We start from the raw sequence: 21,879 nt of genomic DNA on the forward strand, positions 1-21,879 counted from the left end.
TCGTACGGTGGAACGTGCCGCGGCAGAGGCCGGCCAGTGTAGCACGGCGCACCGGGGGAGCCGCGCCGGTTCAGGCGGCGGCCATGCCGGCGGCCGCCTCCATGTCCACGGCGACGATGCGCGAGACGCCCTGCTCCTGCATCGTCACCCCGATCAGCTGGCTGGCCATCTCCATTGCGATCTTGTTATGCGAGATGAACAGGAACTGGGTGTGTTCCGACATCCGCTTGACCATGCGGCAGAAGCGCTCGGTATTGGCGTCGTCCAGCGGCGCGTCGACTTCGTCGAGCAGGCAGAATGGCGCCGGATTCAGGCGGAACATCGAGAACACCAGGGCGGTCGCGGTGAGCGCCTTTTCGCCGCCCGACAGCAGGTGGATGGTGGCGTTCTTCTTGCCCGGCGGCTGGGCCATGACCTGCACGCCGGCGTCCAGGATCTCGTCGCCGGTCATCACCAGCCTGGCGTTGCCGCCGCCGAACAGGATCGGGAACAGTTCCGAGAAGTGGCCGTTCACGCGGTCGAAGGTATCCTGCAGCAGGTCGCGGGTCTCGCGGTCGATGCGGCCGATCGCGTCTTCGAGCGTGGCGATGGCCTCGTTCAGGTCGGCGTTCTGCGAGTCGAGGAAGCGTTTGCGCTCGGTGGCCTGGGCCAGCTCGTCGACCGCCGCCAGGTTGACCGCGCCCAGGCCGTTGATCGCGTTGGCCAGCCGGGTGACCTCGGCCTGCAGGTACTGCGGTTTCAGCTCCGGGTCGAGCTTTTCGGCCAGCGCCGCCTCGTCGGCGCCGGTGGCGGCCAGCGCCTCGGCAAACTGCTCCTGGTTCAGGCGCGCGGCCTGCTCCTTCAATTGCATCTCGGTGATGCGGTCGCGCTGCGGCTGCAGGCTGCGCTCGGACTGCATGCGCGACTCTTCGGCCGCGCGCAGCTGCTGGGCGACCTGGTCCAGTTCATGGCGGGCATCGGACAGCGCCGCTTCCTGCGTCGTGCGGCGCTCGAGCAGCGCTTGCAAGCCTTCGTGGGCGGTGCCGCTTTCGAGGGCCTCCAGCTCCAGGCGCGCCTGGGCCAGGCTGGCGCCGACCTGCCCGGCCTGGGTGGCGGCGGTCGCCATCGTGCGCCGCAATTCGTCGATGCGGCTGCGCTGGGCGCGTTCGGCGAACTGCGCCTCTTGCGCGCCGCGTTCCAGTTCGCGCAGGTGTTCGCGCGCACGGCTCAGGGCCTGCTCCTGGTCGAGGAAGGTGGTCTGGCCGTCTTCGTGCGCCTCCTGCAGCTCGGCCAGTTCCAGGTCGAGCTGCTCGAATTCCTGTTCGGCTTCAAGCTGGGCCTGGCACTGCTCGGACTCCTGGGCCGCGATCTCGGACAGGTCGGTCGCGATCTGGCCGCTCCTCTGGTTGAAGCGCGCCTCGATCTCGCTCTGCTTGAGCACCTCGATCTGCAGCGCATGCACGTCGCGCTGCAAGGTGGCCACGCGGCCGCGCGCATCCTGCAGCCGGCGCGCCAGGTCGGCCACGGCGGCATCGGCGCGCACCGCGCGCGTGCGCGCCTCGTCGGCCAGCAAGGCCTGGGCCTTGAGCTGCCGGGCCGTGTTCTCGATCTCGTGCTGGCGCGCCAGCATGCCGTCCTGCTCGGCGTCCGGCGCGTGGAAGCGCACGCTGGAACGGGTCACCAGATGGCCGTCGCGCGTGACGAAGGCCGCGCCCTGCGGCAGGCGCGCGCGCCCGGCGAAGGCGTCAGACGCGTCAGCCACGTAGACGCCATGCAGCCAGTCTTCGAGCACGCCGCGCACGCCGGGGTCGTTCACGCGCAGCAGGCTCGCGAACGGCTTGAACCCGTCGGGCGGCGCCGCGTGGCCGCCCGCCTGCGGCGCGTACAGCGCCAGGCGGGCCGGCGGCGCGTCAAGCACGAAGGCCTTGGCCCAGTCGATGTTCGATACTTCGAGCGCGCCGGAACGCTCCCTCAGCACGGCCTCGAGCGCGGTTTCCCACCCTTCTTCCACGTCCAGCTTTTGCCACAGCCGCGGCAAGCCGGCCAGCTCGTGCTTCTCGAGCCAGGGCTGGACTTTGCCCTGGGTCTGCACGCGCTCCTGCATCTGGCGCAGCGCGCCCAGGCGCGCCTCCAGCTGGGCGTTCGCCGCGCTCTCGGCCTGCGTCTGCGCCTGCGCTTCCTTGCGTTCGAGCTCGACCGCCTCCTGACGCCCGGCCGCCTCTTCCAGCAGCATGGTCTGTTCTTCCAGCGACTGCTGCTTTTCTTCCAGCTGCAGGCGCAGGTTGTCGAGGGTCGCGCTGTCGGGCAGATTGAGGCTGCTGCGCTCCTGCTGCAGGCGTTCGCGGCGCGCCGCCAGGCTGCTCAGGATGCCGCCGGCGTTGCGGCCATGGGCCGAGGCCAGCTCGATGCGCTGCTGGACCTGCATGATGCGCGCGCGCGAAGCGGTCGACCGTTCCTGGCCGGCGCGCCAGGCCGCTTCCAGCTCGGGCAGGCGCTCGTTGTGGACCTCGACCGCGATCTGGGCGCCCTCGGCGCGCACGGCGAGTTCTTCCAGCTGCATTCCGGCCTCTTCCTCGCCCTCGCGCTGTTCCTGCTCCTGCGCCAGCCATTGGTCGCGCTGCGCCGTGAGCGCGGCGATCTGGTTCTGCAGGCGGGTGCGCGACTCGACCACGAACTTGATCTGCGCCTCCAGGCTGCCGATCTCGGAATTGATCTGGTACAGGGCGCCCTGGGCCGTGTGCAGGCGGTCGCCGGCGGCGAAGTGGGCCTGGCGCAGGTGTTCGAGATCGACTTCGACGCTGCGCAGCCTGGCGGTCTGCGCTTCCAGGCTGGTTTGGGCTTCTTCCATCTCGCGGAAGAACTTCGCCTGTTCGGCCTTGGCCTCGTTCTTGCGCATCAGCCAGAGCAGCTTCTGCTTTTCTTCCTGGTCGGCCTGCAGCTGGTGGAAGCGGTTGGCGACCGCCGCCTGGGCTTCGAGTTTTTCGAGGTTGGCGTTCAGTTCGCGCAGGATGTCCTCGACCCGCAGCAGGTTCTCGCGCGTGTCCGACAGGCGGTTCTCGGTCTCGCGGCGCCGTTCCTTGTACTTCGAGACGCCGGCGGCTTCTTCGAGGAAGACCCGCAATTCCTCCGGGCGCGATTCGATGATGCGCGCGATCATGCCCTGGCCGATGATGGCGTAGGCGCGCGGACCGAGTCCGGTGCCGAGGAAGATGTCCTGGATGTCGCGCCGCCGCACCGGCTGGCCGTTGATGTAATAGGTGGACGTGCCGTCGCGCGTGAGCGTGCGCTTGACCGCGATCTCGGCATACTGCCCCCACTGGCCGGCGGCCTTCCCGGCACTGTTGTCGAACACCAGTTCGACCGAGGCGCGCCCGGCGCTCTTGCGGTGGGTGGAACCGTTGAAGATCACGTCCTGCATCGATTCGCCGCGCAGCTCGGACGCTTTCGACTCGCCCAGCACCCAGCGCACCGCGTCGATGATATTCGATTTGCCGCAGCCGTTGGGGCCGACCACGCCGACCAGCTGACCCGGCACCTGGAAATTGGTGGGATCGACGAACGACTTAAATCCCGACAATTTGATGGATGAGAGACGCACGTGGGGTCGGCTATGGCTGTAGAGGTAAAGCGCCCATCATACCATTGCAGGCGTGGGCCTGGACAGCCAGGGCGATCGCTCGCGGACCTTCACGCACTGCAACATGCACTGCGACATGCACTGCGTCAGGCGCTGCGGGCCGCGGCGTGCGACGCCGCCGATGGGCCGGCGTCGTTGACCGCGCCCGGTCCCACCGCCGCGCTCAGGATGCGGCCGACCACGCCCTCGGCCGCCACCACGCGCATCGCGCCTGCGCGCAGCAGCTCGGCCAGGCGCGCGGCCGGCAGCGAAAAGGCTTCCTGGCGGCCGGCGCCCGAAAAGATGTACAGCGTGCGCAGCGGGCTGACCCAGGCCAGGCGCACCCGGCGCACGACGTGCGCGTCGCGCAGTTCGAGGCGCATGCCGCGCTCCAGTGCGGCCAGCGCGGCGGCGGCCGGATCGCTTGCCGCGGCCTGCGCTTCCTCGGCCTGGGTGCGGGCCTGCTCGCGCTCCTGTTCCTGCTCCTGCGCGATCCGGCGCAGCGCATCCTGCTGCGCCGCCTCGAGCGCCAGCTCGAGCTGGCGCTCGGGCAGGAGTTCGATCGGCGCGCGCACGATCGAGGCATGGCATTCGGCCAGCTCGGCAAAGAACTGCAGGCGCTCGGCATCCTGCCAGCGGGTGGCGTCGAGCCAGTTGTTCAGGCTTGCCAGCAGCGCCGGCAGGCGCGCGATCAGGGCCTTTCTCTGCTCCTGGGTCGCCTTCGGCTTGACGCTCCAGATCAGGTCGTCCATCGTGCGCGTGGCATTGTCGACGGAGCCCGGACGACTGTCCTCGATCGTGTAGGCCAGCGCCAGCGCGACGCTCCAGCGGCCTTCGAGAAAACCCGTGACTGCCGGGATCAAGCGCTCTCCGGCCAGGCGCAGCGCCACCGCGCGCCGCGCCGAACGTTCGGCGGCGGCGCGCTTTTCGCTGCGCATGGCCTGGGCGATGGGCGCCGCCATGGCCGCCTGCTCCATGTGATCGCGCGCGGCCAGGCCGGCCTCGAGGTCGGCCACGGCCGCCCCGAACTCGGGGTCGGCCTGATCGCGCACGCGCTCGACGCTGCGGCGCATGGCGCGGTAGACCGGGTCGTCCGCGTCCAGCGGGCGCTCCCAGCCGGCCTGCGACAGCAGGTCGAGCAGGCGCCGCGCCGGATGGGCCTCCTGGAAGAAGAAGCTGCGGTCGCGCAGCGCGGTGCGCAAGACCGGCAACTGCAGGTGACCGATCAGTTCGCGCGTCTCGGGGGCGACGCCGTCGTCGTGCAGCACGCCGCCGAACACCTGCGACAGCAGGTCGAGCGTCGTTTCATCGCCGCGCGACAGCGCGCCCTGCGGCAGGCTGGCGCGCAGGCCGGGCAGGACCAGCATCCCGGGGGCGGCGGCCGGGCCGGCGGCGCCCGCGCGGGACAGCAGGTCGCTCAACGACTGCATCGCGGGCTGCGTCGTGGACTGCATCATCGGGTGCACCGCCGGACCCGCGGCGGCGCTGGACGGGACGGCGCCCGCCGCAGGCCCGGGCGGCGGCGCCACCCCGAAGCCGGACGCCGCGCTCGGACGCCAGCCGCCGCTGCCCTGCGGCAGGTTCGGGATCTCGGGCACGGCCGGGTCGAACAGCTGGCGCAACTGCTCGGCCAGCGCGGCGTCGCGCCGGGCGCGCCCGGCCTGGCGCGCCGCGCGGTCGTCGGTCTTGCTGAAGCGGGTGTCGGCGTCGCCCTCCTTGCGCGCCTTGAGCTTTCCGACCAGGGCTTCGTACAGCGGCCCCAGGTCGAACATCAGGCCGGGACGCAGCAGCGGCGCCACCAGGCCGTGGGCGTCGGGATCGGGTTCGAACTGGCGCCAGGCCGCGTCCACGGCGGCCAGGAAGACGTCGGGGCGGAACGGGTTGTGCGCGGCGCGCACCAGGTCGCGCCCGAGCAGCAGGCCGAGGCGCACGCCGAGCGTGGCCAGGCCCTCGGAATGCTGCAGGTCGAACGGCCGGCTGACGACGCCCAGCGCCATCTGCCGGTCGATCTGCTCCAGCGGGACGAGGCTCAGTTCGACCGGCCTGGCCGCGGCAGCCGGGATCCCGGTATCGGCCGCGTGCGGGAACAGGCGCGCGACTTCCTGGCGCAGCGCGGCGTCGATCCCGCCCGTCGCCAGGTGGATGAAGGCGTAGCTGTTGTCCTTGAGGAGATTGCCCGACTTGACGCGCCGCATGACGGCGGCGGGGTCGAGACCGGCCGCGGTCAGGTCGAGCAGCGCGGACACCATGCGCCGCGCCATGTCCGCCAGGCCGGACTCGGCATGGCTGCGCGCCATGTCGACCAGCTCGGCCAGCGCCGCCTGCTGGGCGGGTGCGGCCTTGCGCGCGGCAGAGCTCTGGGCGGATGGGGTGGCCATGACGGTTGGGCGAAGTGTGGCGAACCCCTATTCTGCCATACTCTTACCTCCCAGCAATGATCAAACACATCCCGGCCGGGGCGGCGCCGACCGCCGGTGCGACGGCGGCCGCACCAACCCGGTTCAGATATTGCGCAGGATGGCGCCTTTCGGCGGCGCGAAGTCCTGCACCTCGTGGATCATCTTCGCCTTCTTGGCGTCGCGCGCGGTCAGGTGCAGGTCGCCGTACTGGTGCACGCCCCACTGCTCGGGCGAGAGTTCGATTTCCTTGCGCAGGATGGCCTCGGTGCGCGCATCGTCGGCGCGCAATCCTTCGACGATGATGTTGAGCGCATCCGGCCGCGAACCCGGCGAGGCGGTCGCGTGCGACTTGTGGATCATGAAGCGCGCGGTCTCGCTGGCGTAGCGGCGCGAACCGGCCAGATAGACCACCACCGCGATCGAGGCCACCGCCCCGGCGTTATACATGACGAATTTGATCGGCGAGTTGGCCATGAAGTTATACAGGCACAAGCCGTCGCTGACATAGCCGCCGTTCGACTGCAGCAGCACGTGGGCGGTATCGATCCCTTCCTCGGTCATCGCCGCCACCGCCTCGAACATCCGGTGCACCATATCACTGTTGACGTCGCCCGACAGCGTGTACCACCCCTCTTTCTCTTGCAACGTTTTTTCTTCGTTCATAGTCTGTTCCCGCCTACAAAGTAAGTGGAACAAGTGTAGCAAATCACGACAAACACCCCGAAAGCCCCTGCACCAATAGTGCGCAGCAATGCTTTCGAGCAATTCAAGAATGCGGGGCGATGCCGGCAAATCCTCTACGTTGCCAGCCAATCCGACGCCGCCCTCATGGCGGGGCAAGGGGAGCGGGCGGTCGATCCGGGGCTTGCGTGGTTGACAGGGTTGGCGGGCTGGCATATCCTCCGCAGTCTTGATCGGGAGAGCGCAGCGACGCTGCCGCCGAAGGGGCACTCACCCATAAACTCTCAGGCAAAAGGACCGGTCAAGGGACGGCGGCGCACGGCGCGGCCGGTCAACTCTGGAGAGCGGCCGCGATGCGGCCCACCGAAGGGGCAAGCGGCGCCGGCCGCTATCTCTCAGGTACCAAGGACAGAGGGGTCGATAGCGCACGACGATCGTGCCGACACCCTATTCATGTCCGAGGATTCCATGACGCTCAAAGCGACCCCGCTCAATTCCGCTCACCGCGCCCTTGGCGCCAAAATGGTCGATTTCGGCGGCTGGGATATGCCCGTCAACTACGGTTCCCAGATCGAAGAGCACAACGCGGTGCGCAGCGACGCCGGCATGTTCGACGTTTCCCACATGTGCGTCGTGGACGTCAAGGGCGCCAACGCCCGCTCTTTCCTTCGTCGTCTGCTGGCCAACAACGTCGACAAGCTGCAAGCGCCGGGCAAGGCCCTGTACTCGTGCATGCTCAATCCGGAAGGCGGCGTCATCGACGACCTGATCGTCTATTTCTTCTCCGAGGACTGGTTCCGCATCGTCGTCAACGCCGGCACCGCCGACAAGGACGTGGCCTGGATGAACCAGCACAATGCCGCCACCAACAGCGGCGTGACCATCACCCAGCGCCGCGACGGCAACGATCCGATCGCCCTCGTCGCCGTCCAGGGTCCGAACGCCCGCGCCAGGGTATGGGAAGTGCTGCCGACCACCAGGGCCGCGACCGAGAACCTCAAGCCGTTCAACGCCGCCATCGTCGAAGCTACCGCCTTCGGCGAAGCCATGGTCGCCCGCACCGGCTACACCGGCGAAGACGGCTTCGAGATCGGCGTGGCAGCAAGCCAGGCCGAAGCCCTGTGGAATGCCCTGCTCGCCGCCGGCGTCAAGCCGGCGGGCCTGGGCGCGCGCGACACCCTGCGCCTGGAAGCCGGCATGAACCTGTACGGCCAGGACATGGACGAAACGACCAATCCGCTCGACGCCGGCCTGGCCTGGACCGTCGACCTGGTCTCCGAGCGCGACTTCATCGGCAAGGCCGCGTTGCAGGCCAAGGGCCAGGGGGCGCAGTTCGTCGGCCTGATCCTGCGCGAGAAGGGGGGCATCCTGCGCGCGCACCAGCGCGTGATCGCCGCCTCGAGCGAAGAATCGGGACAATTCGGCGAAATCACCAGCGGCACCTTCAGCCCCAGCATGCAGCAGGCGATCGCCCTGGCGCGCGTGCCGATGGACGTCGCGGTCGGCGACACCGTGCAGGTCGCGATCCGCGACAAGCACCTGGCCGCCAGCGTCGTCAAGCTGCCGTTCGTGCGCAATGGCAAAGTGCTGGCCGCCTGACCCGCCGGACCGGATAACAAACACCCTATACTGACAACCCCACCATCCTCAGGAGTCTCCATGAACATCCCTACCGACCTGAAATACACCGAATCCCATGAATGGGTGCGCCGCGAACAAGACGGCACCCTGACCGTGGGCATCACCGAATACGCGCAGGACGCGCTGGGCGACATCGTGTTCGTCGAACTGCCGCAGGTCGGCAAGGCATTCACCGCGGGCATGGACGCCGCCGTGGTGGAATCGGTCAAGGCCGCCAGCGACATCTACGCGCCGGTCTCGGGCACCGTCATCGCCGTCAACCAGCCGGTCGCCGACGCGCCCGACTCGATCAACCAGGATGCCTACGGCGCCTGGCTGTTCAAGCTGGCCCCGAGCGACGCCGCCGCCTACGACAAGCTGCTCGACGCCGACGCCTACGGCAAGACCACCGACCACTGATGGTCCCGGGTGCGCCCGCTCCCGGGCGCACCGCCCCGTGCCATCCCAGCCACCCCATTCTTCGCCCAGCCAGCATTGGCGCCAGACTCCTTCCCGATTCTCTTTTCCTACCATGACCCGCTCCAGCCTCACCCAACTTGAAGCACGCGATTCGTTCATCCCGCGCCACATCGGCCCGTCCGAATCCGAACAGGCAGCCATGCTGTCGACCCTCGGCTACGCTACCCGCGCCGCCCTGATCGACGCCGTGGTCCCGGCCAACATCCGCCGCAAGGACAGGCTGGACCTGGGCCAGTTCGCCGAGCCGCGCACCGAAGAAGAAGCGCTGGCGGTCCTGCGCGGCCTGGCGTCGAAGAACAAGGTGCTGAAATCGCTGATCGGCCAGGGCTACTACGGCACCCATACGCCAAAGGTAATCCTGCGCAACATCTTCGAAAACCCGGCCTGGTACACCGCCTACACGCCCTACCAGCCCGAGATCTCGCAAGGCCGCCTGGAAGCCATCCTGAACTTCCAGCAGGCGATCACCGACCTGACCGGCATGGGCATCGCCAACTCGTCGATGCTCGACGAAGGCACCGCCGCCGCCGAGGCCATGACCCTGATCCAGCGCGTCGGCAAGTCAGCCTCGAAGGTATTCTACGTGGCCGACGACGTGCTGCCGCAGACCCGCGAGATCATCGAGACCCGCGCCCGGCCGATCGGCATCGAAGTGCGCACCATCGCGCCTGGCGACATCGAAAAACTCGAGGAAACCTGCTTCGGCGTGCTGCTGCAATACCCGGGCGTCGACGGCGAAGTGCGCGACTACCGCGCCGCCGTCGAGCACCTGCACGCCGCGGGCAGCATGGTGATCGTGGCCGCCGACCTGCTGGCCCTGACCGTCTTGACCCCGCCGGGCGAATGGGGCGCCGACGTGGTGGTCGGCAACAGCCAGCGCTTCGGCGTGCCGCTCGGTTTCGGCGGCCCGCACGCCGGCTACCTCGCCACCCGCGACGAATTCAAGCGCAGCATGTCGGGCCGCCTGGTCGGCGTCACCATCGACGCCCAGGGCAACCCGGCCTACCGCCTGGCGCTGCAGACGCGCGAGCAGCACATCCGCCGCGAAAAGGCGACCTCGAACATCTGCACCGCGCAGGTGCTGCTGGCCGTGATGGCCGGCATGTACGCGGTCTACCACGGCCCGCAAGGCCTGGCCCGCATCGCGCGCCGCGTGCACCGCCAGACCGCCATCCTGGCCGCCGGCCTGCAGCAGCTGGGCTTCGAGCTGGCCAACAAGACCTTCTTCGACACCCTCACCGTGCGCGTGCAGGATGCCGGCGCGATCCACCAGCAGGCTGCCGCGCGCGGCCTGAACCTGCGCCGGATCGACGCCACCAGCGTCGGCGTCTCGCTCGACGAAACCGTCACCCGCGACGACCTGGCCAACCTGTTCGCCGTGTTCGGCAACGGCAAAAGCGTCGACATCGACCAGCTGGACGCCGCCGTGGCGGACGCCTTCCCGGCCGTGCTCGCCCGCACCAGCGCCTACCTGACCCACCCGACCTTCAACCGCTACCACGCCGAGCACGAGATGCTGCGCTACCTGCGCGCGCTTGCCGACAAGGACCTGGCGCTGGATCGCACCATGATCCCGCTCGGCTCGTGCACCATGAAGCTCAACGCCACCGCCGAGATGGTGCCGGTCACGTGGCCCGAGTTCTCGAACGTCCACCCGCTGGCGCCGAACGACCAGACCGTCGGCTACCGCGAGATGATCGCCCAGCTCGAAGCCATGCTGTGCGCCGCCACCGGCTACGCCGCCATCTCGCTGCAGCCGAACGCCGGCTCGCAGGGCGAGTACGCGGGCCTCCTGGTGATCCAGAAATACCACGAGTCGCGCGGCGAAGGCCACCGCAACGTGTGCCTGATCCCGTCGTCGGCGCACGGCACCAACCCGGCCTCGGCCAGCATGGTCGGCATGAAGGTCGTGGTCACCGCCTGCGACGACAACGGCAACGTCGACCTCGCCGACCTGAAGGCCAAGGCCGAGCAATACAGCCGCGACCTGGCCTGCGTGATGGTCACCTACCCGTCGACCCACGGCGTGTTCGAAGAGGGCATCAAGGAACTGTGCGAGATCGTGCACCAGCATGGCGGCCAGGTCTACGTCGACGGCGCCAACATGAACGCGCTGGTCGGCCTGGCCGCGCCGGGCGCCTTCGGCGGCGACGTCAGCCACCTGAACCTGCACAAGACCTTCTGCATCCCGCACGGCGGCGGCGGCCCCGGCGTCGGCCCGATCGGCGTCGGCGCCCACCTGGCGAAATTCCTGCCAAACCAGCTGTCGAGCGGCTACGTCCGTAGCGAAGAAGGCATCGGCGCCGTCAGCGCCGCCGCCTTCGGCTCGGCCTCGATCCTGCCGATCTCGTGGATGTACATCGCGATGATGGGCGCGGAGGGCCTCACCAGCGCGACCGAAGTGGCGATCCTCAACGCCAACTACATCGCGCGCCGCCTGGCGCCGCACTACCCGGTGCTGTACGCGGGCCACGACGGCCTGGTCGCGCACGAGTGCATCATCGACCTGCGCCCGCTGCAGGACAAGACCGGCATCAGCAACGAAGACGTGGCCAAGCGCCTGATGGACTTCGGCTTCCACGCCCCGACCATGAGCTTCCCGGTGCCGGGCACCCTGATGATCGAGCCGACCGAATCGGAATCGAAGGCCGAGATCGACCGCTTCATCGAGGCGATGATCACCATCCACGCCGAGATCGTCAAGGTCGAGCGCGGCGAGTACGACCGCATGGACAACCCGCTCAAGGGCGCCCCGCACACCGCCGAGGTGGTCACCGCCGATGCCTGGGCTCACGGCTACACCCGTGAAGTGGCGGCCTTCCCGGTCGCCAGCCTGCGCAAGAAGAAGTACTGGCCGCCGGTCGGCCGCGCCGACAACGTCTATGGCGATCGCAACCTGTTCTGCGGCTGCGCGCCGATCAGCGACTACGAGTGATCCCCGGTCACTTGCGGCTCGAGGCGAGCCGCAAGTGCGACGCCTGGTGGCGGCGCCGTTCCCTGGCGCCCCCGCGGCGCTCGCGCGCCGGTTCCCCGGGCGCCGACCAGGCCCCGCCGCCGTCCTTGCTCCCCGCGCCCTCCACCTGCGGCGGCGGCGCCTGCGCGCCCTCTTCTTCCAGCCTGAACCCCGCCACCGTGCGCGACAGCGCCAGCGCCTGCATCTGCAGGGTGCGCGCCGCGCTCGCCGCTTCTTCCACCAGCGTACAGTTCTGGCGCGTCACCTGGTCCATCCGCACGATCGCCTGGCCCACGTCGGCCAGGTGCGAGGCCTGGCCCTCTCCCGCCGCGCCGATGCGCCCGGCGAGGTCTTCCACTTCGCGCACCGTGCCCGCGATGCGCTCCATATTGCTGCCGGCATGCTGGGCCCAGGCCGCGCCGCCATCGATCTCGGCCAGCGACTGCGCCGCCACACTCCGGATTTCGCGGCTGGCGGCGACCACCCGGCGCGCCAGCGCCCGCACCTCGCCGGCCATCGCGGCCATCGCCGGCGATGGCTCGCCGGCGTCCACGTCGTCGTCCACGCTGGCAGCCATATGTGCGCGCGCCGCGCCCAGCGCCGCGTTCAGGGCCAGCGTGCCGGCCTCGCTCGCCGCCAGGTCCAGCCCATCGACGATCTCGACCACCCGCTGCGCGCCGCGGCGGCTGCCGGCGAGCGTCGCCACCAGCCGTTCGACCACGTCGCTGCCTTCGTGCGCCGCCGCGCCGGCGCCCGCGGCCAGGCGGTTGGCGGCGCGCGCCTGGTCGGCGCCCAGCTTGACGTCGGCCGCCAGTTCGCGCAGCGCGCCTTCGGTATGGGCCAGTGCGCTGGCGCGGAACACGGCGCGGCTGCCCAGGCTCAGGCTGCCGAGCTTGATGTCGCGCGAGGCGGCGCCGATCAGGCGCGCCGATTCCAGGATCGAGCGCAGGGTGCCGTTCAGGTTGCGGATGCTGGCGTCCAGCTGGCGCGAGGTGTCGGCGATCTCGTCGCCGCCGTAATCGTGGCCCTCGCCCCGCCGCACGGTCAGGTCGCCGCTGGCCAGGCTGCTCGCGGCCAGCCCGATGCCGCGGATCTCGTCGAGCAGGATGCGGCGCACGGCGAACGTGATCGCCAGCGACAGCGCGATCGCCAGCAGCACAACGGCCGGCATCAGCATCGAGATCATGCGAAAGTCGGCCTCGGCGCTGGCGGAGGCTTCGCGCGACAGCGCTTCTTCGAGCGCGCCCAGGGCGGCCAGGCGCTGCGCCACCAGCGCGAACGCGCTCTCGGCCTTTTGCATGGCATTGGCGCCGATCGAGCCGTCCAGCGGCGCCAGCTCGATCACCTCGCGCACCGCCGCAGCGTAGCGCCGCTGCGCGGCGGCGGCCTGCTCCACGTGGCGGTCTTCGGCTTCGGTCAGGGTCGCCTTGCCCAGTGCCTCCAGGCCGGCCGCGATGCGCCGGTGCTGGGCCAGGATGTCCTGGCGCAGCGGCTCGGTGCGCGCCAGCGGGAAGCTGCCGCCCATCCAGCTCAGCAGGCGATAGATATCGGCGTGCGCCTTCTGCGACTGCGCCGCCAGGCTGCTGGCGGCGCGCATGCTGGCCGCGCGCTGGCCGACGATCGATTCGAGCGAATCGTTCTGGCGCACCATCGCGTAATAGGCGACCCACGACAGCAGGAGCAGCAGGATCAGGACGGCGCCGGGCGCGAGCAGCAGCTTGGGGCCGATCTTCAGGCGGCACAACGGCCGGGACAGCAGGCGGGACAGCATGGTCAGCCCCCGCGAGCGGTGGACGGCTGCGGTGGGCGGCGCGGCGGTGTCATGTTCATGGCGTTCTCTCGCAACATTTCTGGAATGCACTCCACAATGTACGCCGTCCGTCAACGCATTCGCTTGTTCCGACGCAAGCCCGGTCCGGCCGCGCACGTATGAGCGAGCCCATGTATGCTTACCGGTAACAACTGCTTACCAACCCATGCGTGGCGCATGAGTGCAGCGCCTCTGGTCGCGCTATGCTCGCACCATCCCCCGATCGAGGAAATCCCATGCAAGCACGCGCCCTCCTGTCGACGCCCGGATGGCTTGCCGTCGCCACGATGGCGATGGCGCCGGCATATGCGCAACTGGCGGCGCCGGCCGCCGCGCCGGTGGAGCTGGCCGACGCCCGCGCACGCAGCGTGTTCTCGGCCCCACGCGACCCGGGCTTTCAGACTTTTCCGCGCGTGTACGGGGGCAATGTGAACGCCAACCCCAACGACCGCCTGTTCGGCGGCCTGTTCAAGACCGATCCCAGGCTGCTGATGGGCGTCTCGGTGACGCCGGCGCTGGCCTTCGAGGCCGGCTACGTCAACCTGCTCGACCAGGGCTTTCGCCCGGTAAACGAACGCGATCCCGAAGACACGACCGGCGCGATCGGCCTGCGCGGCTTCAATCTGCACGCGGCCGTCAAGGTGACGCAGCCGCTCGGCGACGGCCTGTCGGCGTACAGCAAGGTCGGGGTAGCCCACAGCGAGAACCGCCGGGGCGTGCGCAGGGGCGTCGATACGGGCCTGTACACCGGCGTCGGTGCGCAGTACAAGATCAGCGAACGGGCCACGTTCGACGGCTCTTTCGAGAATCACGGCCATGCGGCCAGGCGCTTCGAGAACGCGACCAACTCCAGCAGCAGGGTGCGGGCCAATCTGAACGTCGGCTTCTGAGCTCGCTTTCCGGGACGGGCGCGCGCTACACTAGCGCCCATGAGATTTCCCGCTTTCCTCGCGCGCTACCGGCTGTTGCTGGGCGTTGGCCTGGTATCGCTGCTGCTGCACCTGGCCGCCCTTGCCTGGCTCGAATTGGCCGTCCAGCGTGCGCCGGGCGTGCACGAGCCTGCTCCAGTGACGCTGCGGCTCGCGCCCGGCCCGCAGTCCGAGTCGCAGCCCGAGTCGCAGCCTGGTCTACAGCCCGATTCACAGTCCGCCCTGGCAAGCGCGCCCGAGCCGGATGCCAGGCCCGAGACCGCCACGCCTGCGCTGCCCCCGCTCGCGCCGCTCCAGCCGGGCGGGCAAGGCGAGGTGCTGCCGGGCGCGATGCCGGGCCAGTTCCGGGTCTCGCCGGCGCCGCCGGCACGCCTCGGCTACCGCGTGAGCGGCGGGGGCGCGGCGCGCCTGGAGTGGCGCACCGACGGCAGCAGCTACCGGATCGCGCTCGACGGCATCCTGGGCGCGCTGGACAGCGAGGGCGGCCTGGACGACGGCGGGCTGGCGCCGCTGCGCGCCAGCGAGCCGGCAGGTCCGGGCCGGGCGAGTACCGAATTCGATCGCGCGAACGGGGTGATCGTCTCGCACCTCGGCGCGCGCCGCGACCAGCTGGCGGGCGGCGCCCAGGACCGCGCCTCGCTGCTGCTGCAGCTCTCGGGCATGGGACGCGCCAATCCGGACCAGCTGCGCGGCGTGCTGGCGTTCTGGATCGGCGCCGCCGGCGGGGCGCGCGAGGAACGCTACGAGGCGATGGGGATGGAGCCGGTCGACACCGGGATCGGCGTTCTAAAAGCGCTGCGTTTGGCGCAGCTGGCGCCCGAGGGGGCGCCGCGGCTGGAAATATGGCTGGCGCCGGGCCAGGCCTGGCTGCCGGTGCAGCTGCGCCTGACGCTGCCCGACGGCGCGGTGCGCACCCAGACCCTGGACGCCGCCGAGATCGGGATGGACAGCGCGGCCGGGCCTTGATGCAGGGGCCGCGTCAGGCCAGCTTGGCGGCGTGCTCGCGGGTCGCGTGGAAGACCAGCTTTGGCCAGCGCTCCTGGGTCAGGCGCAGGTTGACGCCCGAGGTGGCCAGGAAGGCCATGTTGCCGGCGGCGTCGTAGGCGACCTGGTGGCCGAGCTGGTTTTCGAAGTCGCTGAGGGATTTCTTGTCGTCGCTCGAAATCCAGCGCGCGCTGCTGATGCTGCTGCTTTCGAACACCGCGTCCACGCCATACTCGTTGAGCAGGCGGCTGGCCACGACCTCGAACTGCAGCACGCCGACCGCGCCCAGGATCAGGTCGGCGCCCAGCACCGGCTTGAACACCTGTACCGCGCCCTCTTCGCCCAGCTGCTGCAAGCCCTTGTGCAGCTGCTTGACCTTCAGCGGGTTACGGATGCGCACCGTGCGGAACAGGTCCGGCGCGAAGTACGGGATGCCGGTGAATGTCAGCAGCTCGCCTTCCGAGAAGCTGTCGCCGATCTGCATGTTGCCGTGGTTCGGCAGGCCGATGATGTCGCCGGCGTACGCCTCTTCGACCTGCTCGCGGCTCGAGGCCATGAAGGTCACCACCGACGACAGCTTCACTTCGCGCCCCAGGCGCAGGTGCTTGACCTTCATGCCCTTCTCGAAGCGTCCCGAGCACACGCGCAGGAAGGCGATGCGGTCGCGGTGGGCCGGGTCCATATTGGCCTGGATCTTGAACACGAAACCCGAGAACTTCGGTTCGACCGGCGCGACCGCGCGCACGGTGGCGTCGCGCTCGCGCGGCGCCGGGGCCCAGTCGACCAGCGCCGACAGGATTTCGCGCACGCCGAAGTTGTTGATCGCCGAGCCGAAGAACACCGGGGTCTGCACGCCCGACAGGAAACGCTCGAGGTCGAACACGTGCGAGGCGCCGTGCACCAGCTCCACTTCCATCTTCAGCTGCTCGATTTCGAGCGGGAACATCTCGGCCAGCTTCGGATTGTCGATGCCCTTGACGATCTCGAAGGCGCCGTCGGCCTTCTCTTCGCCGGCCTTGAACAGCATGATCTCGTCCTTCAGCAGGTGGTACACGCCGCGGAAGTTCTTGCCCATGCCGATCGGCCACGTCACCGGCGCGCACTCGATCTTGAGCACCGACTCGACCTCGTCCAGCAGCTCCAGCGGATCGCGGGTCTCGCGGTCCATCTTGTTCATGAAGGTGACGATCGGGGTGTCGCGCATGCGGCACACGTCGAGCAGCTTGATGGTCTGTTCCTCGACGCCCTTGGCGGCGTCGATCACCATCAGGGCCGAGTCGACAGCGGTCAGCACCCGATAGGTGTCTTCCGAGAAGTCCTGGTGGCCTGGGGTGTCGAGCAGGTTGATCACGTGCTCGCGGAACTCGAACTGCATCACCGAGGACGCGACCGAGATGCCGCGCTGCTTCTCGATGTCCATCCAGTCCGAGGTCGCGTGGCGGCCGCTCTTGCGGCCCTTGACGGTGCCGGCCAGCTGGATCGCGCCCGAGAACAGCAGCAGCTTCTCGGTCAGCGTCGTCTTGCCCGCATCGGGGTGGGAAATGATGCCGAAGGTGCGGCGGCGCGCGACTTCGCGCGCGATCGCGCCGGCCTGGCGGGGAGCGGCGACGTCGAGGTCGTCGCTGGAAATATCGGTGTCGTTGGCCATCAATCGAGCCCTGTTGTCGGGCCGCGGGCGACCCTGGTCGGAAAACCCTCGATTTTACCGTTTCCGGGGCGCGCCGTGTGAACTAAACGGCGCGCCCGGCGCTGTCTATTGCCTATTCGCGCACCCGGCGCCAGCCGGTGCGGCGCGCGTCCTGGGTCCTGGCCGGCGCCACCTCGGTGGTGATGGTATTGCCCTTGGCGGTGGTGGTGATCAGCTTGAGCGCGCCCGACGGCAGGCGCACGATGGTCGTGCCCACCGCCGCCGCGTCGCCCGACAGCAGCACGCCGGCGATGTCGTTCGAGACCGCCGCGCCGCTGCACACGTCCACGAAATACGCGTAGCTGATACCGCCCACGGCGCAGGCGGTCGAGGACTGCGGCAGGTTGGTCACCACGGTCAGGGTGCCGGCCACGATCTTCGGATCCAGGTTGACCCGCTCGCCGTCGTTCTCGTCGAAGTCGACGAACCAGCCGCGCTGGCGGCCCAGGTCGGCGATCGTCCCGCCGATCGTGAACTGGTTCGAGCGCGGCACGTCCGGCGCGGCGTCATCGTAGGGCCGGGTTTCGGTCAGGGTGCGCTCGGCATAGGTCGCGTCGTCGCGCCAGGCGGCGGCGTCGAACGCGGCGCCGTCGTCCTTGAGCACGTAGGCGCTTTGCACCCTGGTGTTCTGGATGTCCGGCAGGTCGAGCATGCGGCCGGTGCCGAAGGCCACCACGCGCTTGGTCGGCGAGGCGTCCGCGCCCTCCCCGGTCGAGCCGACCTGGCAGACGGCGACGTCGGGCCGGGTGGTGATCGGCTGGTCGGGGCCGGCATTGGCCATCAGGAGCCGCCCGACCTGCTCGCCGGTGAAGTCGAAGCGCCACATCTGGCCCTGGTTGTCGCCGCCGTAGACGTAGGTCACGAGCGGATCGGTGTTCGGGTTCGCCGTGATCGCCGTGATCTTCGCCAGGCCCGACGGCGTGGTGGCGTCGCCGCTGCCGGTGGTGAGCATGCCCTTGTCGAGCACGTCGCTGGCGCCCAGGTTGGCGATCGCCTGGCCGGTCGCGACGTCGATCACGAACAGGTAGCCCTTGCCGCTGCCCGACCCGATGTCGTCGGCGCCGGGAATATTGTTGTAACCCGAGGTCAGGAACACCACCCAGCGCTCTTCGCCGCCCACCCGGATGGTGCCGAATTGCGGATTGCCGAAGGTGAAGCCCATGTCGGGCTGGTGGTGCACGCCGCCGCACACCGCGCTGTCGGCGCAGATTTCCCACAAGGGCCGGGGATCGGCCGGATCGGTAACGTCCAGCGCATAGTAGCCGCGCCCGCCGGCATTCAGGCCGGCGACCAGCACCGAGCGCCATTCGCCATTGATCTTGACGTCGGCCAGCTCGGGCGAACCGTCGGTGCTGAACTGGTGGCTCGAGGCGTAGTTGACGCTGGCCTGCCGGTACAGCTTCTTCATCGTGATGCGCGGCATGTAGGCCCACAGCTCCGCGCCATGCTCGGCGTCGAAGGCGTGCAGCATGCCGTCGTTGGCGGCGATGAAGACGATCGGGTCGCGGCTCGCGTTGTCGCTGCGGAAGGCCGCGTAGTCGGCGCTGCCGTAGGCCTTGCGCGGTTCGCGCAGGTAGGCCGGCTTGGACGACGCCACGTCGCCCAGGATCTCCAGCTGGGCGCCGTTCGGACCCGTGTCTTCCGGCCCGGTGGTGGTGTAGGCGCGCAGCAGGACGTTGTCGGCATGCCGCTGCCGGCCGCGCAGCCAGCCGACGATGGTCCGGCCGTCGTCGACGACGGCGCGCTGGTCGGCCGACAGGCGCGCGCATTGCGGCAGCGCCGCGCACTTGTTCGAGAACCAGGCCTGGTCGGCGCCCAGCAGGTCGTAGGCGAAGTCGGTGCGCGCGCCGGTGGCCGGGTCGCGCCACCAGATGTTGCGGGTGTCGGAATCGGCCCCGACCTTCTGGCCGATGCTCCAGGACGTCTTCCATTCAACGTCCTTGCTGACCTCGCCTGTGACGATGTCGATCACGCGCTTGGAGAGGTTGCCCGTCCACTTCACGGTGGTAAAGGTGGCCGAGAAGATGTCGCGGTCTTCCTGGGCCACGTTGGGGGTCGAGGTGGCGGCCGCCGCGGCCGCGCCGGTGGCGACCTGGATGTCGTTCAATACCCGGTTCAGGCTGTCGACCACCTGCAGCGGATCCGAGGCCGGGAAGTATTTGCCGCCGCCGTTGATGGCGGCATGCCACAGGTCGTCCACCCGCGACTGCAGCGCGGTCGACAGGTCGGTGGTGCCGGTATTCGGATCGGGCCAGACGTAGGCGCCGTTGTTGTTCCACGGGCAGCCGGTCGCTACGCCGTTGATCAGGTTGTAGAAGTCGCCGCCGACCACGGGCTTGGTGTCGTAGTCCGGCTCGTAGGTCATGATGCCGTCCACGCCCAGGCCCAGGGCGTAGGTGCGCATGTGCAGGTGGTTGTTGCCGACGCCCGGCACCTGGCCGGTCTTCGACATGTCGTCGATGTCGGGACGCAGCGACACGGTGCCGGTGCTCGAGCCACCGTTGTACCAGTACAGCGCGACGTCGGCCAGCGACGGCAGCGTTTGTGGGCGGGTATCGAGGCAGCCCTTCTCGCGCGTGCAGAAGCGCGCCGGGTTGACGATGTGGTCGTTGTTGACGACGGTTTCCTGGTACACGGCAGGCGAATTGCGGGTCGCCGGCTCGACCAGCGTCTTGGGGCTGCTGCCGTTCCAGTAACCGTCGGTGGTGACGAAGGTAAAGTTCTGCTGACAGGCAAACTCCACCGTCTCCTCCCCGGCCGCCTGCTGGTAGGGCGCCTGGTTGGCGAACATCTTGCCGATCGCGTGCAGCGCCAGGCGGATCGGGGTGCCACCCGAACTGTTCATCGCGTACAGCGCGTTGTACCAGTCGATCCGGTTCTGGCCCGTGAACGGCTGCGGACGGCTCATGGCTTCCTCGCCGGCCGCATCCTGCAGGCCCACCAGGCCGACCTTGTAGGCTTCGCCCAGCGGCTGGAAGGCCAGGCCGACGGACGTCTTCATCATCTGGTTGCGCGTCTTGTAGTAGGCGTACCAGTTGGCGAAGTTGGTCATTTCCTCGTCGTAGGTGCAGGCCGCGCCCTGGCAATCGGTGCGCTGCGCCGATTTCGGGTAGGTGTCGCGCGCCGGCACGATGTCGGTGCGCACGAACACGCCGGTATCGAAGCCCGAGACCGAGGTCGGCGCGCCATCGCTCGTGGCCGGCGCGCTCCCCCAGGTCAGGCTGGCCGGATTGTCGACCCGGCTATAGCTCAGGTTGGCGCCGGTCATGCTCAGCGGCGCCACGATGCAGACCGTCGAGCTGGTGGCCGCCGCGCAATGCGGCGTCACGTTGTTCGGTCCGACATAGGCCTTGATCGTGCCGCCGGTGCCGATGTCGGCGGCGATCTGCGCAGCGACTTGCGCCGCCGTGTAGTTCTGGCCGAGGCGCAGCGAATCGATCAGCGTGGTATTGCCCAGCTTGAGGCCAACCAGGCGGCTGCGGCCGCTGGTGGTGCTGCTGTTGGCGGCGCGCCCGCCGACCTGCAGCAGCGCGGTGGCGGCGGTGCCGGAATCGACGACGATCTCGTCGCCGGTGCGTTCGCCCTCCTTCACCACGGTGCAGTCGTTCTTGTTGGTGACGCCGGCGGCGCAGCTGATCGGGATCACGGCCAGCATGTCGCTTGAATCCAGCGTGATGCCGAAGTCGGCGCAGGCGCGCACCACGCCGCTGGCCGTGGGTACGCAGGCGGTGAAGGGGCGCGCCAGTCCGGTCTTGTTGACGATCGAGGCCGCCAGCGCGGTGGCCAGCGCGGTGCGCTTGGCGGCGGTATTGGTGCCGCTCGCGGCCGCTGCCACGTCCCTGGTGACGGTCTGCGTGCCCGATACCCCGACCGAGCGCACGGCCGTGATCGAGACCGCGCTGGCGGCGCCCGAGTCGTTGATCGTGATGGTCGAGTACCAGTTGGCCGACCGGTTCGGGTCGCCATAGCGCGGGTACTTGTAGTTGCCGACGTACTTGGCCTGGCAATTGGTCAGCGCCGTGCTGTTGCACCAGCGGACCGGGGCCGCCACCGGATACCCCTGCGGGGCCGGGGCATTGACCGCCGTGCTCACGCAATTCTTCAGGCTGGCGTCGGTGCAGTATTCGGCGACGTTGATCGTGTAGTAGTAGGGGTTGCCGCCGACCTGCTCGGCGCTGTTGTAGCTCAGGCTCGGATAGGCGTAGCCGCCGATGTTGCGGCGGCACTCGCCGCTGCTGCTGCACCACTGCAGGTCCGGATAGCCGGTCAGCAGATTGGTCGTGGTCTCGCTGGCATTGCGCATGTTGCGCCGGTCGATGCCGAAGCCGTCGGTGGTCACGGTCGTCCAGCCGTCGGTCGCGCCGGAGGTCTGGCTCGGATACGAGGTCTGGTCCGCCCTGACCGGCGGATGGTAGCGCACCTTCGGGTCGTAGTACTGGCGGTTGAACTGCGGCGCCGCATACGGCGGATCGCCGATCACGCAGCCGCGCGGGGTGCGCGCCGCGAGCGTCGTACTGGCGCGGCAGGTGGTGTTGTCGTCGACGTAGTCCGGCGTATGGTTCCAGGCCATCGAGCCGGAATCGTCATACAGCAGCATCAGGTTCGGCTTGACGGTGCCGCTGCCGGTGATGCTCATCAGGGGCAGCGAGGCCAGGCCGGTCGGGCCGGCCCAGGCCGGCGCCGGCGCCAGCGTCATGGCCAGCGCCATGGCGAGCAGGGTGAGGAGGGAGAAGTTCATGCG

At 69.2% G+C, this 21,879-nt stretch carries 11 protein-coding genes and 2 riboswitches; of the genes, 5 read left to right on the top strand and 6 right to left on the bottom strand.

From position 1 onward, the window contains the following. Positions 1-70: 70 nt before the first annotated feature. From smc to ABIB38_RS05440, 3 genes are all read right to left on the bottom strand, one after another. Positions 71-3,577 (bottom strand): chromosome segregation protein SMC, encoded by a 3,507-nt coding sequence (gene smc, locus ABIB38_RS05430; RefSeq protein WP_429202423.1) that lies wholly within the window; start codon positions 3,575-3,577, stop codon positions 71-73. 125 nt (positions 3,578-3,702) lie between these two features. Continuing rightward, complete coding sequence (locus ABIB38_RS05435; protein WP_429202425.1) at positions 3,703-5,973, bottom strand: DUF1631 family protein; 2,271 nt, start codon at positions 5,971-5,973, stop codon at positions 3,703-3,705. Between the two features lie 123 nt (positions 5,974-6,096). Next, complete coding sequence (locus ABIB38_RS05440; RefSeq protein ID WP_429202427.1) at positions 6,097-6,657, bottom strand: ATP-dependent Clp protease proteolytic subunit; 561 nt, start codon at positions 6,655-6,657, stop codon at positions 6,097-6,099. Positions 6,658-6,899: 242 nt separating this feature from the next. Continuing rightward, a riboswitch (glycine riboswitch) is annotated at positions 6,900-6,985 on the top strand. A 17-nt stretch (positions 6,986-7,002) separates the two neighbouring features. Further along, a riboswitch (glycine riboswitch) is annotated at positions 7,003-7,097 on the top strand. A gap of 46 nt (positions 7,098-7,143) precedes the next feature. Here ABIB38_RS05440 and gcvT point away from each other — a divergent pair. From gcvT to gcvP, 3 genes are all read left to right on the top strand, one after another. After that, positions 7,144-8,274, top strand: a complete 1,131-nt coding sequence (gene gcvT, locus ABIB38_RS05445) for a glycine cleavage system aminomethyltransferase GcvT (RefSeq protein WP_429202429.1) — start codon at positions 7,144-7,146, stop codon at positions 8,272-8,274. Positions 8,275-8,334: 60 nt separating this feature from the next. Continuing rightward, positions 8,335-8,715: a glycine cleavage system protein GcvH gene (gcvH, locus tag ABIB38_RS05450; protein ID WP_429202431.1), complete on the top strand. Its 381-nt coding sequence runs from the start codon at positions 8,335-8,337 to the stop codon at positions 8,713-8,715. A gap of 112 nt (positions 8,716-8,827) precedes the next feature. Further along, positions 8,828-11,710 carry an aminomethyl-transferring glycine dehydrogenase gene (gene gcvP / locus ABIB38_RS05455; RefSeq protein ID WP_429202433.1) on the top strand — a complete coding sequence of 961 codons (2,883 nt, stop codon included), beginning with the start codon at positions 8,828-8,830 and terminating at the stop codon, positions 11,708-11,710. 7 nt (positions 11,711-11,717) lie between these two features. On the opposite strand, the gene ABIB38_RS05460 is transcribed toward gcvP, so the two are convergent. After that, positions 11,718-13,499, bottom strand: coding sequence for a methyl-accepting chemotaxis protein (locus ABIB38_RS05460; protein ID WP_429202435.1), 1,782 nt, complete (start codon positions 13,497-13,499; stop codon positions 11,718-11,720). 275 nt (positions 13,500-13,774) lie between these two features. Between ABIB38_RS05460 and ABIB38_RS05465 the strand changes: the two genes are divergently transcribed. Then, on the top strand, positions 13,775-14,428 hold the full coding sequence (locus tag ABIB38_RS05465; RefSeq protein WP_429202437.1) for a hypothetical protein: 654 nt from the start codon (positions 13,775-13,777) through the stop codon (positions 14,426-14,428). 39 nt (positions 14,429-14,467) lie between these two features. Beyond that, entirely contained in the window at positions 14,468-15,433 is a 966-nt protein-coding gene (locus ABIB38_RS05470; protein WP_429202438.1) for a DUF3108 domain-containing protein, read from the top strand. 13 nt (positions 15,434-15,446) lie between these two features. Here the strand turns inward: ABIB38_RS05470 and ABIB38_RS05475 are convergent, their stop codons facing one another. Both ABIB38_RS05475 and ABIB38_RS05480 read right to left on the bottom strand, forming a co-directional pair. Continuing rightward, positions 15,447-17,099 carry a peptide chain release factor 3 gene (locus ABIB38_RS05475; protein WP_429202440.1) on the bottom strand — a complete coding sequence of 551 codons (1,653 nt, stop codon included), beginning with the start codon at positions 17,097-17,099 and terminating at the stop codon, positions 15,447-15,449. Positions 17,100-17,211: 112 nt separating this feature from the next. Continuing rightward, positions 17,212-21,876: a pilus assembly protein gene (locus ABIB38_RS05480; protein ID WP_429202442.1), complete on the bottom strand. Its 4,665-nt coding sequence runs from the start codon at positions 21,874-21,876 to the stop codon at positions 17,212-17,214. Positions 21,877-21,879: the final 3 nt, after the last annotated feature.

Origin of the sequence: Massilia sp. UYP11 (genome assembly GCF_050434805.1) — a bacterium.
Taxonomy (GTDB): Bacteria; Pseudomonadota; Gammaproteobacteria; order Burkholderiales; family Burkholderiaceae_D; genus Telluria.